We start from the raw sequence: 12,826 nt of genomic DNA on the forward strand, positions 1-12,826 counted from the left end.
GAAAGCGACATCTTCAATGCGTTTCCCATCCATGGCGCCCAAACGCGCCCTCATCACCGTCGCCGGCGCGCTGACGATCGGCTTGGCGTGCGCGGCGCCCGCGGCGGCCCACGTCCGAGCCGAAGCCGACAATCCCACGCCGGGTAGCACCTCGGTGGTGACCTTCCGGGTTCCGGGTGAGTCCGAAACCGGTGCTGTGACAACCCAATTGAGCGTCACCCTGCCGAATGTGGCATCGGCTCGCGCCGAAGTCATGCCCGGCTGGACCGCCAGCCTGGACCGCGATACCGCCGCCGGCACAGTCCGCTCGGTCACGTGGACGGCCGACCCGAAGACCGGCATCGCGTCGGACCAGTTCGCTCTGTTCCGGATCTCGGTGAAGTTGCCCGAGGGTGACAGCGTCGCCTTCCCGGCAACGCAGACCTATTCCGACGGCACCGTGGTGCGCTGGGACCAGCAGCCGCTGCCCGGGGGGCAGGAACCCGAACACCCCGCACCGGTGGTGAGCTTGACCGGCACGCCGGTGGGCGACGATCGCGAGATGACGGCGTCGAATGCCGCACGCACGGTGGACAACTCGGCCCGATGGCTCGCCGGTAGCGCGCTTGTGCTGGCCGCGGTCGGCATCGCCGCGGCGCTGCTCACGCGCAGGCGCACATGATCCGTTCGGTCCGGTTCGCGTTCATCACCGCCCTCGTGGCGGCGATGGCGCTTGCCGGTGCGCCCGTAGCGGCCGCGCACGCCGCCCGGATCGCGACCGACCCCGCCGACAATGCCGCGCTGACGCAGGGCCCGCCACGGGTCAGCGCGACGTTCAACGAGGCGTTGCAGCCGCAGTTCGCTGCGATGACCGTCGTCGGTCCCGACAAGAACCTGTGGTCGACGGGTGACGCGCGGGTGGCCGGTGCCGTGATCACCGTCGACGTGCGGCCGCTTGGCCCGGCGGGCACCTACACGGTGAACTACCGGGTGACTTCGGCCGACGGTCATCCGGTGTCGGGTTCGTGGACGTTCCGGCTCACAGCGGCGGGCACCGGCACGCCCGGTCCGCCGGCGGCTCAGCCGGCCGACACCGGTGACGGCGGAATTCCGGTGTGGCCGTTCCTGATTGCGGGTGCACTGATCATCGGCGGCGCCACCGCATGGACGGCGCGGCGCAAGCCGTGACCCGGCGCCGGGCCGTGCTCGGCGGCCTAAGCGTCATCGCCGTCGTGCTGGCCGCCTCGGCCGCGGCCTGGGCGGTGGCGTTCGACCAGGCGGCGCCTGCTGCCACGGTGGTGCGCGCGTTCGCCGACTGCGCGGCCGTCGCCACGCTCGGCCTGGCGGTGGCGCCGATGCTCGACGCCGGCCGTCACCGTGCCGAGTTGGTGCTGCGCGCTGGCCGGCCGTTGGTGAGGGCGGCCGGTCTCTGGCTGCTCGCCGAGATGTGCCGTCTCGCGGTCGGTGCCGCCGAGGCCGCTGCTGTCCCGCTCAGCCGGGTCGGGGTCGCGGCCACGGCCCAGTTCGCCTGGACGACGTCGACGGGGCGGTCGGGTCTGTTTAGCGTCGTGGCGGCCCTCCTGGTGCTAATCGTGGCGCTGGCCGGGGTGAGGACGCAGGCCGCGGCCGTCGCCATTGTGGGGGTTACGGCGATCGGTCTGGCCGCACGCACGATCGGTGGCCACACGTCGGCCAGCGGGCTCGGCGCCGTCGCGGTCGCGATCCATGTGCTGGCCGCCGCGACGTGGTGCGGGGCGTTGGCGGCGCTGGCGTTGACCGTGGAGCACCGCGGTCAGTGGGCTCGGGTGCTGCCGAAATTTTCCGAGCTGTCGTTGGCGTGCGTGCTGGCGTTGCTGGCCGGCGGCGTGATGGGCGCACTTGCCGTGCTGGGTTCGCCGTCGCAGTTGTTCGCCACGGGTTACGGGCGGCTGTTGCTGACAAAGATCATCCTGACCGCCCTGCTGATAGCGCTGGCGTGGCGTAACCGCGCCCGGTGGTTGCCCGCGGCGAAGTCCCACCGGGCCACGGCGTATGTGTCGCGGTGGCGGTCGCTGACCGAGCTGGCAATCATGACGGTGGCCCTGACCATGGCCGCCGCGCTGTCGGTTACCGGTTAGGGTGGAATGGCTTTGAGGACGAGACACTGCAAAGGAGCAGCCTGATGGCCGACCCGCAGGATCGACCCGACGAGAAGCGGGGCGCTCCCCCGGCCGCGCCGCAGTTCTTAGACGCTGCGCCTGCCGGGCGGCCTGCGCCCGAGCCGCCCGCCGCCGAGCCGCCAGCACCGCCGCCTCCGGCCCCTCCGGCCAAGAAGTCCGCCAAGAAAGCCGCGAAGAAGGCCGCCAAGAAGGCGCCCGCCAAGACACCCAAGAAGGTGCCGGCGAAGGCGGCCAAGAAAGCCGCCCCGGCGAAAAAGGGGGCGCCCAAGAAGGCACCCGCCAAGAAAGCGCCGCCCGAGGCCGCACCCAAATCGCCTGACACCAACGGCGCGGGCAATGTCGCCGACGCGGCCAAGGAGGTCGCGGCACAGGCCAAAAAGACAGTCGCCGCCGCGAGTAACCCGGCGACCGGACCGGCCCCGGCGCCGCTGGTCGGACCCGCACCCTCGCGGATACCGATCGCCGCGGCGATTGCCGCGGGTGTCCTCGCGATCCTGTTGGTGTTGGTCATCCGCCGGCACGGCGAGGACTGACAGCGATTGGCGGAAAGGCGCTTGAACCCTCACGTGACGTCAGAGCCCACACTGGCGGCATGGACGCCAAGACCGTCGGAGAGGTAGCCGCCCTCACGGGTGTCTCCGTGCGCACCCTGCACCACTACCACCACATCGGTCTGGTGGTGCCCGGCGTCCCTACGCCTGCGGGCTATCGCGGCTACACCGACACCGACATCGAGCGGCTGCATGTCGTGCTCGTCTACCGCGCGGTCGGACTGCCGCTAGACGAGATCCGCACGCTGCTCGACGACTGTGACGCCGATGTGATGGCACACCTGCAGCGGCAGCACGCGCTGCTGACCGAAAAGGCCGACCGGCTTCGCGACACCATCAAGGCAGTGGAGGAACTGATTAGCGCACACCGCAACGGGATTCCGCTCAGCGCGGAGGAACAGGTCGAGATCTTCGGAACCACCGCATTTGGCGGGCAGTACGCCGAGGAGGTGCAGCAGAGGTGGGATGATACCGACCCGTGGCGGCAATCGCAGCGGCGGTCCGCGGACTTCACGAAGGGACGACTGGACGGCGATCAGGCCGACAAGCTGGCGCGGTTTCTGCACGACATCGTTGTCGCGCGCCACGCTCGCTAGCATCGACGGGTGACCATCGAACCCCGCGCCACCGCAGACCTCGTCGACGAGATCGGTCCCGACGTGCGCAGCTGCGATTTGCAGCTGCGGCAGCTCGGCGGCCGCCCGCAATTCGCCGGGCCCATCACCACGGTCAGGTGCTTCGAGGACAACGCCTTGCTGAAATCGGTTCTCTCCGAACCGGGTAACGGCGGTGTGCTGGTGATCGACGGCAACGGCTCGCTGCACAGCGCCCTGGTCGGCGATGTCATCGCCGGGCTCGGCGTCGACAACGGCTGGGTCGGCTTGATCATCAACGGCGCGGTGCGCGACGCCGCGACGCTACGGACGCTGGACATCGGCGTCAAGGCGCTGGGCACCAACCCGCGCAAAAGCAGCAAGACCGGAGCCGGCGAGCGTGACATCACCGTCGAGTTCGGCGGGGTCGCCTTCGTCCCCGGCGACGTCGCCTACAGCGACGACGACGGGATCGTCGTCGTCGCCGGCTGAGGCGCTACGCCGAAGCCGCCACCGCCGCACGGTGTTTCGTGAACTGCAGCGACTCTTCGTCGACCTTGCCGTACCGGATCATCCGCATGTCGAACAGGTAGTTCTGCTTGAGCCGCCACGGAGCCCGTGATCCCGACTTCGGCAACATATGCTCGGAGCGCTTGAAGTAACCGGGTGAGAAGTCCATGAACGGCAGCTCGTCCACGCTGTCGCCCGGATGCTGGGGCTCGACGCGGTCGAATCCGTTGTCGTCCATGTAATTCAGCAGCCGGCACACGAATTCGGACACTAGATCGGCCTTCAGCGTCCACGACGAGTTCGTGTAGCCGAACGTCATCGCGAAGTTCGGGATACCAGAGAACATCAGGCCCTTGTAGGTCATCAGCGACGTCAGGTCGATTTCCCGGCCGTTCTTTGTCGGCTTCAGGCCACCGAGCAGCTGCATGTTCAAACCCGTTGCGGTGATGACGATGTCGGCGGCAAGCTCCTCACCCGAGGTCAGCTTGATACCGGTCTTGGTGAACCGTTCGATGGTGTCGGTGACGACGTCGGCGTGCCCCTTGCGGATTTCTTTGAACAGATCGCCGTTGGGTGCCAGGCACACCCGCTGATCCCATGGCTTGTAGTTCGGCACGAAGTGCTTGTCGTAGTCGAACCCCTCGGGCAGCCTGCGCTCACCCATTTGGCGCAGGGCCTTCTTGAAGACGTTCGGGAAATTCCGGGCGATCTGATACTGGATCGTGCTCTGCAGGATTGCCTTCCAGCGGATCGCCGTGTACGCCGCCTTCTCGGGCAGCCACTTCGCGGCCTTCGCCGCAAAAGCATCGGTGTCGGGCATACCGGCGATGTAGGTCGGCGTGCGCTGCAGCATCGTCACGTGCCCCGACCCCGACCGGATCAGCGCCGGAATCAGCGTGACGGCGGTGGCGCCGCTACCGATGACCACGATCTTCTTGCCTTGGTAGTCGAGGTCCTCGGGCCAGTGCTGCGGGTGCACGATGGTGCCCTCGAAATCGTCGGCCGCGGGAAACTCGGGCGAGTAGCCCTCGGCGTAGTTGTAGTAGCCGGTGCAGCCGAACAGGAACCCGCAACTGATCTCGCGCCGCTGCCCGCCGGACTCGACGGTCAACGTCCAGCGGTTGTCCGCGTCGGACCAGTTGGCGCCGACCACGTTCTGGCCGAAACGCATGTGCTTGTCGATGCCGTTTTCGGCTGCCGCTTCCTTCAGGTAATCGAGGATCTTCGGCCCCTCGGCGATTGCCTGCTCGTCGAGGTAGGGCTTGAACCGGAAGCCGAGTGTGTACATGTCGGAGTCCGATCGCAGACCCGGGTACTTGAACAGGTCCCAGGTACCGCCGAGGTTCTCCCGCCGCTCCAGGATGACGTAGCTCTTGTTCGGGCAGCGGTTCTGCAGGTGCCATGCCGCGCTGATGCCGGAGATACCAGCCCCGACGATGACGACGTCGACAAATTCAGTCATGGTGTAAAGCTATCAACACGGTGTCGATCTAGTCAACAGTGCGTTGAAACTTTCGACACCGTGTAAAGTTGGCCGCGTGATAACTGCCAGCCATCCCCGCATCGCCCGAGGTCGCCGCGGCAGCCGGCCCTCCGGCGACGATCGTCAGCTGGCGATACTCGAGACCGCCGAACGGCTCCTCGAGGAGCGGCCGCCCACCGAGATCTCCGTCGACGACCTGGCCAAAGGAGCCGGGATCTCCCGGCCGACTTTCTACTTCTACTTTCCGTCCAAAGACGCGGTGCTTCTGACGCTGCTCGACCGGATCATCGCCGAGGCCGATGAACGTGCGGACAGGGCACTGGGCCCGAAGGACGAGGCGGTCGACCCGGCCGGCGTCTGGCGAGCCATCAATGCCCTGTTCGAGTCGTTCGGCGAGCACCGGGCCGTCTTGCTCGCCGGCTGGCAAATGCGGCCGACCAACGGCGAGATGCACACGATGTGGTCGCGGTTCATGCAGAAGTGGATCGGCTACACCGCCGATTCCATTCAAGCCGAACGCGATCGCGGGGCGGCTCCAGTCACCATTCCGGCGCGGGACCTTGCGATCGCGCTCAACCTGATGAATGAGCGAACGATGTTCGCCGCGCACGCCGCCGAGAAGGATTCGGTGCCGCGCGAACGCATCGTCGACACGCTCGCCCACATCTGGGTGAGCAGCATCTACGGCCCGGCGGCCTCGGTCTGACTGTCGGACGCCGGTGCGACCATGTGGTCGTGTCAGGTGAGGCCAGTGTGCTGCACGCCGACCTCGATTCGTTCTACGCATCGGTAGAGCAGCGTGACGACCCGGCCCTGCGCGGCAGGCCGGTGATCGTGGGCGGCGGCGTGGTGCTTGCGGCTAGCTACGAGGCGAAGGCCTACGGTGTCCGCACCGCGATGGGGGGCCGCCAGGCCCGAGAGCTGTGCCCGCATGCCTTGGTGGTACCGCCGCGTATGAGCGCCTACTCGCAGGCCAGCGACGCCGTGTTCGCGGTCTTTCGCGATACCACCCCGCTCGTCGAGCCCCTCTCCATCGATGAGGCCTTTCTCGACGTGTCCGGGCTGCGCCGGGTCTCAGGGACGCCCATCGAGATCGCCGTGCGCCTGCGCGCTGAGGTCCGCGACCGTGTCGGCCTCCCGATCACGGTCGGCATCGCCCGCACCAAGTTCCTCGCCAAGGTAGCCAGCCAGGAAGCTAAGCCCGACGGCCTGCTGCTCGTGCCTCCTGACCGCGAACTGGCGTTCCTGCATCCCTTACCGGTGCGCCGATTGTGGGGCGTTGGCGCCAAGACCGCAGAGGCACTGCACGCACACGGCGTCGAGACCGTGGCCGACGTCGCCGAGCTCAGCGAGTCGACGCTCGCCTCGATGGTCGGCGGCGCAATGGGTCGTCAGCTGTTTGCGTTGTCCCGCAACATCGATCGCCGCCGCGTGGTCACGGGCGTGCGCCGCCGTTCGGTTGGCGCCCAACGTGCCCTCGGCCGCCGCGGCAACACCATGTCGGCCGCCGAGGTCGACGCCGTGGTGATCAACCTGATCGACCGGATCACCCGCCGCATGCGCGCGGCGGGGCGAACCGGCCGAACGGTGGTGCTGCGGTTGCGGTTTGACGACTTCGGCCGGGCCACCCGCTCCCATACCATGCCGCGGGCCACGGCGTCGACCGACACCATCCTGGGCGCGGCCCGTGAGCTCGTGTCCGGCGCCGCCCCACTGATCGCCGAACGCGGCCTCACGTTGGTGGGTTTCGCGGTGTCCAATATCGACCGCGACGGCGCCCAGCAGTTGGAGCTGCCGTTCGAGGAAGCCGCCGACACCGTCGCGCTCGACCACGCCGTCGACGAAGTCCGCAAGCGCTACGGCAACTCAGCGGTCATCCGCGGCGTCCTCGTCGGTCGCGACCCCGGCCTGGAGATGCCCCACCTGCCGGACTGACGGCGACCCGCTCAGGCGACGACGACGCGGTTCCACACCCGGTGTTCGCCGAGGCCCTCTAAGAGGGTGGCCGCAAGCGCCGAGGCCTCCGAAGCCGTGAGGACGCCGTCCGCGTCTGCCGCCACCCCCGCTGCAGCGAGCAGCTCCTCACCCTGCGGCAGCACAGCCAGCGCCTTGAAGTGCCGGAACGCCTCGTCGACGAGGATCCGCGCCTGAACGGTCGCCGGTGTGCCGGCCAGGACCAGGGCGTCGAACTCGATGGACCGGGAGGTGGCATACGTGCGGGAGACCGGCACGCTGTCGCCGTCGTGGTCGAGGGTGCCCCCGTGCGGGGCGATCACCAAGGGCACCACGTCGGCTGCACCCAGCGCGGCAACCACCGCCGCCACATCACCGTGATCGGAGTCGGGCCCGGTGAGAATTCCGACGAGGCGTCCATCGACCGGCCAGTTCCCGCCGACCTGGGACAGCGCCTCGCTGATCACCGTGGGTTCGGTCGGGGGCACCGTCGGTGCCGGCGGCTCCAGGCCCAATCCGGCGGCGACCGTCGCGCACAGCTCGGCGTCGATGTTGGCCAGCACCGCGAGCTGGCGCTCCTTGATCGCCTGTTCGTAGCACTTGCCCAGCTCAAAGGTGTACGCCTCGGCGACGTGAGCCTGCTCGACCGGGCTCAGGCTGCGGTAGAACATCGTGACCTGCGAGAAGTGATCGTCGTACGACGCAGGGGCGGCGCGGACCTTTGTCGACTCCGCGACCGCGGCAGGCGCCTCGATGAACGCGGCGGTGTCTGCGCCGGCGAGGAACGGGCACCCGCCGTCGAGCGAATTCGGCCGGTACGGCGCGACGCCCGGATGCACACCATGCTGATGGAACCCGTCGCGGAGCATGTCGTTGACCGGAGCGTGCGGCCGGTTGATCGGGATCTGGCCGAAGTTCGGCCCGCCCAGTCGGCTGAGCTGCGTGTCCAGGTACGAGAACAACCGCGCCTGCAGCAACGGATCGTCGGTGACGTCGATACCGGGTACCAAATGCCCCGGGTGGAACGCCACCTGTTCGGTCTCGGCGAAGAAGTTGGTGGGATTGCGGTTGAGCTGCATGGTGCCGATCACCTGCACCGGGACCAGTTCCTCGGGCACGATCTTGGTGGGGTCGAGTAGGTCGATGCCCTCGTACATCTGGTCCGGGCTGTCCGGCATCACCTGCACGCCGAGGTCCCACTCCGGGTAGGCGCCCTTCTCGATCGCGTCGGCCAGGTCGCGGCGGTGCAGATCCGGATCCATTCCGGCGGCGATCTGCGCCTCCTCCCACACCAGCGAATGCACCCCCAGCCGCGGCTTCCAGTGAAACTTCACCAGCGACGTCGAACCATCCGGCGCGGTCAGCCGGAAGGTGTGCACGCCGAAACCCTCCATCATCCGGTAGGACCGGGGGATGCCCCGGTCGGACATGTTCCACATGGTGTGGGCCTGGGCTTCGGTGTGCAGCGACACGAAGTCCCAGAAGGTGTCATGCGCGCTCTGCGCCTGCGGGATCTCCCGGTCCGGGTGCGGCTTGGCGGCGTGGACGATATCGGGAAACTTGATGCCGTCCTGAATGAAGAACACCGGGATGTTGTTGCCGACGAGGTCGAACGTGCCCTCGTCGGTGTAGAACTTGGTGGCGAACCCGCGGGTGTCGCGGACCGTGTCGGCCGATCCGCGTGAGCCGAGCACGGTCGAGAAACGGACGAAGACATCGGTCTCGGTACCGGACTTCAGGAACGCCGCTTTGCAGATCTTCTCGGCCGCGCCGTTACCGCGGAACACGCCGTGCGCAGCGGCGCCGCGGGCGTGCACCACCCGTTCCGGGATGCGCTCGTGGTCGAAATGGGTGATCTTCTCCCGAAGGTGATGGTCCTGCAGCAGGGTCGGCCCCCGTTGCCCCGCCTTGAGCGAGTGATCGGTGTCGTAGAGCCGGGCGCCCTGGGCGGTGGTGAGATATTCGCCCTGCTGACCCCGCGCGGTCTGGGTGCCTCCGACCGAGACACCAGTGGCCGTTCGCAGTGCCGGTCCGCCCTGATCGGGCTTCGGCGGCAACGGTTCCCGGGGAGCGGTCGGCTCGGTGAACGAAGGCGTCTCCGACCCCGGCCGACCGGGGATGTAGCTCGGGCTGTGCTGCTCAATCCGCTCGACGGTCTCCTTCACCTTGTCCTTGGCGTCCTTGATGACACCCTTGATGGTCTCTTTGGCTCCGCGCTCTTCTGGCATGGTGCGCGGTTTCCCTGCACCGGAAACCCTGAAACGTGATCAGGACTCGGTCCAGGCCAGCAGTTCTTCGACGGGCCACGTATTGACGATCCGCTCGACGGGGAGCTTGGCGTCCAGCGCCCGCTGCGCGCCGTAGCCCAGGAAATCCAGCTGGCCGGGAGCGTGCGAATCGGTGTCGATCGAGAACAGGCAGCCGACCTCCAGCGCAAGGTTCAGCAGTCGGGTCGGGGGATCGCGGCGCTCGGGCCGCGAATTGATCTCCACCGCGGTGCCGCTGTCCCGGCATGCCGTGAACACCTTCTCGGCATCGAACTTCGACTCGGGGCGCATGCCCCGCCCACCGGTAACCAGCCGGCCCGTGCAGTGGCCGAGGACGTCGGTGTGCGGATTCTCCACGGCCTTAAGCATCCGCCGCGTCATCGCCGGTCTGTCCATCGCCAACTTGGAGTGCACGCTGGCCACCACCACGTCGAGGCGCTCCAACAGCTCGGGCTCCTGATCGAGCGAACCGTCTTCGAGGATGTCGACCTCTATGCCGGTGAGAATGCGCAGCGGCGCGACGGTCTGCTGCAGTTCGTCGATGACGTCGAGCTGCTCGCGCAGTCGCTCCGGGGACAACCCGTTGGCGATCCGCAGGCGGGGCGAATGATCGGTCAGCGCGCAGTACTCGTGGCCCAAATCCCTTGCCGCAAGCATCATTTCCTCGATCGGCGCCGATCCGTCGGACCAGTTGGAGTGCACGTGCAGATCGCCGCGCAGGGCAGCCCTGATCTCTCCGCCACCGAAATCCTTTGCACTGGAGCGCAATTCGACGAGCAGATCCGGTTCACCACCCGACCACGCCTGGGCGATGACCTTGGCCGTCTTGGGCCCGATTCCCGGCAGCGACTGCCAGCTGTTGGCAGCGCCATGGCGTTCCCGCTCGGTGTCGCTGAGTGCTTCGACGATGTCGGCCGCGTTGCGGTAGGCCATCACCCGTCGCGGATCCTCGCGGGCGCGGTCCTTGTAGTACGCGATCTGGCGGAGGGCGAGGGCAGGATCCATGACCCCAGTGTGCCCGCTACCGCCCGCGCAGCGGTTTCGTCGCCCCGTGAACGAGGGCGCGCACCTGGTCCTCGACGGTGCCACCGGCGAAGAACAACATCTCGTCATCGGCCTGCAGCACCTCGTCGGGCTGGGGCACGATCACCCCGCTGTCGCGGATGAGCAGCGCCAACGCCGTGTTCTCGGGCAGCGGAATGTCTCGCACGTGCTTGCCAACCATCGGATCATCGGCGGGCAACCGCAGCTTGCCCAGGCTCACCTGCCCCTGCCGCAGCTCCATCAGGCTCACCACGTGGCCGATGTCGATCGCGCCCTCGATCGCGGCCACCAGCGCACGTGGCGCGGACACCGCGACGTCGACACCCCAGGCGTCGCTGAACAGCCATTCGTTGCGGGCGTCGTTCACCCGCGCAACCACCCGCGGCACCCCGAACTCGGTCTTGGCGAGCAACGACGACGTGAGGTTCACCTTGTCGTCGCCGGTGGCGGCGATGACGACATCGCAACGCTGTATTTCGGCGTCCTCCAACGACGACAGCTCGCACGCATCGGCCAGCAGCCAGTCCGCGTCCGGTACCGTCTGCGGTTCGTAATGCCGCACATTGTTCTCGATCAGCAGGATCTTGTGGCCGTAGGCGAGCAGTTCCATTGCAACAGACCGGCCGATCGCCCCGGCGCCCGCGATGGCCACGCGCATCGTCGCGCGTTCGTCGACCGGTTTCGCCGACGTTCTCCAGCGCGGTCTGCTTCGGAACACTCGGAACACAAAGTCATACTGACCCATGCGTGGCCCTACTGGTTAACTGCGGGATGAAATGACTTTGCAGCAGCTGTATCTGGTGCTGCTGGCCGGCGGACTCGTTTTATTGGCCAGCATCATCGCCACGCGCGCGGCCACCACCGTCGGCTTACCGAGCCTGTTGTTGTTCCTCGGTGTCGGTGTCATCGTCGGCGAAGACGGGCTGGGTCTGCACTTCGACAATTACCTTCTTGCCGACCATCTCGGCACGGTGGCGCTGGCCATCATCCTCATCGAGGGCGGCCTCACGACCCGGTTCTCCGACATTCGGCGCGTGCTGGCGCCGGCGGCCATGCTGGCGACGGTCGGGGTCGCAGTGTCCATGGTGATCACCGCTGCGGGCGCACACCTGCTGTTGGGCATGGATTGGCAACTCGCGCTGCTGCTTGGCGCCATCGTCTCCTCGACCGACGCCGCCGCGGTGTTCTCGGTGCTGCGGGTCGTGCCGCTACCGAGACGGCTGGCCGGGATGCTCGAGGCCGAGTCCGGTTTCAACGACGCGCCCGCCGTCATCCTCGTGCTGATGTTTTCCCAGACGCCGCTGGACCTGGCGCCGTTGCACACGGTCGGTGAACTGGCCTACGAGTTGGGCGCCGGTGCGGCGATCGGGCTGGGCTGCGGGGTGCTCGGCTCGCTCGCGTTGCGCCGCATCGCGCTTCCGGCATCGGGGCTGTATCCCCTGGCCAACTTCGGGCTCGGCATGGTGGCGTTCGCCGCGGCGGGCAGCGCCCACGCCAGCGGCTTCCTCGCCGCGTATCTGGCCGCGGTGGTGCTGGCCAACTCGGGGCTTCCGCACCGCTCGGCGACGCGGTCCTTCGCCGAGGGGCTGGGCTGGCTCGCCCAGATCGGGTTGTTCGTCCTGCTCGGGTTGTTGGTCGACCCCAGCGACCTCGGCCGCGACCTGGTGCCGGCGATCATCATCGGGTTGGTGCTGTTGCTGATCGCGAGGCCGGCGTCGGTGCTCATCTCGCTGGCCGGTTTCCGCGTGCCCTGGAAGGAGCAGGTTTTCCTGTCCTGGGCCGGGCTGCGCGGCGCGGTTCCCATCGTGCTGGCGACGTTCCCGATCGTCGCGGGCGTCGACGACGCCATCAGGCTGCTCAATATCGTCTTCGTCCTGGTGGTGGTGTTCACCTTGGTGCAGGGACCCAGCCTGCGGCTGCTGGCCCACCGGCTGGGGCTGATCCCGCGCGAGGCGACCCGCGAGATCCAGGTCGAAGCGGCGCCGCTGGATGTGCTGGAGGCCGAGCTGCTGACGATGCGGGTGCAGTCGCCGTCGCGGTTGCACGGCGTCACCGTCCTGGAACTGCGGTTGCCCGACCCCAGCGTCATCACGCTGATCATCCGCAACGGCCACACCTTCGTCCCGCAGCCCCAGACCCGCATAGCGGCGGGCGACGAACTGCTGATCGTCACCACCCCGAAGACGCGCACCGCGGCCGAGCGCAGGCTCCGCGCGGTCAGTCGGCGCGGCAAACTCGCCTACTGGTTCGACGAGTACGGCGAGCCGGACTAACAGCGCACGCCCAG

At 67.9% G+C, this 12,826-nt stretch carries 13 protein-coding genes; 9 read left to right on the forward strand and 4 right to left on the reverse strand.

From position 1 onward, the window contains the following. Positions 1–16: 16 nt before the first annotated feature. From A5651_RS06245 to rraA, 6 genes are read left to right on the forward strand one after another with little or no spacing between them, the layout of a single operon-like run. Positions 17–661, forward strand: a complete 645-nt coding sequence (locus A5651_RS06245) for a YcnI family protein (protein WP_156662664.1) — start codon at positions 17–19, stop codon at positions 659–661. Beyond that, complete coding sequence (locus tag A5651_RS06250; RefSeq protein WP_066976853.1) at positions 658–1,167, forward strand: copper resistance CopC family protein; 510 nt, start codon at positions 658–660, stop codon at positions 1,165–1,167. The genes A5651_RS06245 and A5651_RS06250 overlap by 4 nt, the downstream gene beginning before the upstream one ends. Continuing rightward, positions 1,143–2,096, forward strand: a complete 954-nt coding sequence (locus tag A5651_RS06255; protein ID WP_066976856.1) for a copper resistance D family protein — start codon at positions 1,143–1,145, stop codon at positions 2,094–2,096. Before A5651_RS06250 ends, A5651_RS06255 begins: the two co-directional genes overlap by 25 nt. Positions 2,097–2,140: 44 nt before the next feature. Then, a complete protein-coding gene (locus tag A5651_RS06260) occupies positions 2,141–2,671 on the forward strand; it encodes a hypothetical protein (protein ID WP_066976859.1) in 531 nt (176 codons plus the stop codon). Between the two features lie 59 nt (positions 2,672–2,730). Continuing rightward, positions 2,731–3,285, forward strand: coding sequence for a MerR family transcriptional regulator (locus A5651_RS06265; protein ID WP_082943614.1), 555 nt, complete (start codon positions 2,731–2,733; stop codon positions 3,283–3,285). Between the two features lie 9 nt (positions 3,286–3,294). After that, on the forward strand, positions 3,295–3,774 hold the full coding sequence (rraA, locus tag A5651_RS06270) for a ribonuclease E activity regulator RraA (protein ID WP_066976862.1): 480 nt from the start codon (positions 3,295–3,297) through the stop codon (positions 3,772–3,774). A gap of 4 nt (positions 3,775–3,778) precedes the next feature. Here the strand turns inward: rraA and A5651_RS06275 are convergent, their stop codons facing one another. Continuing rightward, entirely contained in the window at positions 3,779–5,254 is a 1,476-nt protein-coding gene (locus A5651_RS06275) for an NAD(P)/FAD-dependent oxidoreductase (protein WP_066976866.1), read from the reverse strand. A 76-nt stretch (positions 5,255–5,330) separates the two neighbouring features. On the opposite strand from A5651_RS06275, the gene A5651_RS06280 reads away from it, so the two are divergent. Together A5651_RS06280 and dinB are read left to right on the forward strand one after the other, a co-directional pair. Continuing rightward, positions 5,331–5,981, forward strand: a complete 651-nt coding sequence (locus A5651_RS06280) for a TetR/AcrR family transcriptional regulator (protein ID WP_066976869.1) — start codon at positions 5,331–5,333, stop codon at positions 5,979–5,981. A 23-nt stretch (positions 5,982–6,004) separates the two neighbouring features. Then, complete coding sequence (gene dinB, locus A5651_RS06285) at positions 6,005–7,210, forward strand: DNA polymerase IV (protein WP_066976872.1); 1,206 nt, start codon at positions 6,005–6,007, stop codon at positions 7,208–7,210. Positions 7,211–7,221: 11 nt separating this feature from the next. Here dinB and A5651_RS06290 read toward each other — a convergent pair whose 3' ends face one another. Genes A5651_RS06290 through A5651_RS06300 form a run of 3 tightly spaced genes read right to left on the reverse strand, consistent with a single transcriptional unit; the run spans position 7,222 to position 11,197 of the window. Next, a complete protein-coding gene (locus tag A5651_RS06290; protein WP_066976875.1) occupies positions 7,222–9,456 on the reverse strand; it encodes a catalase in 2,235 nt (744 codons plus the stop codon). Between the two features lie 39 nt (positions 9,457–9,495). Further along, positions 9,496–10,500 (reverse strand): PHP domain-containing protein, encoded by a 1,005-nt coding sequence (locus A5651_RS06295; protein WP_066976878.1) that lies wholly within the window; start codon positions 10,498–10,500, stop codon positions 9,496–9,498. Positions 10,501–10,516: 16 nt separating this feature from the next. Further along, positions 10,517–11,197 carry a TrkA family potassium uptake protein gene (locus A5651_RS06300; protein WP_066977292.1) on the reverse strand — a complete coding sequence of 227 codons (681 nt, stop codon included), beginning with the start codon at positions 11,195–11,197 and terminating at the stop codon, positions 10,517–10,519. A 118-nt stretch (positions 11,198–11,315) separates the two neighbouring features. On the opposite strand from A5651_RS06300, the gene A5651_RS06305 reads away from it, so the two are divergent. Continuing rightward, a complete protein-coding gene (locus A5651_RS06305) occupies positions 11,316–12,812 on the forward strand; it encodes a potassium/proton antiporter (protein WP_066976880.1) in 1,497 nt (498 codons plus the stop codon). Positions 12,813–12,826 lie beyond the last annotated feature (14 nt).

It is taken from the genome of Mycobacterium sp. 1274761.0 (assembly GCF_001668615.1).
Classification (GTDB): domain Bacteria; phylum Actinomycetota; class Actinomycetes; order Mycobacteriales; family Mycobacteriaceae; genus Mycobacterium.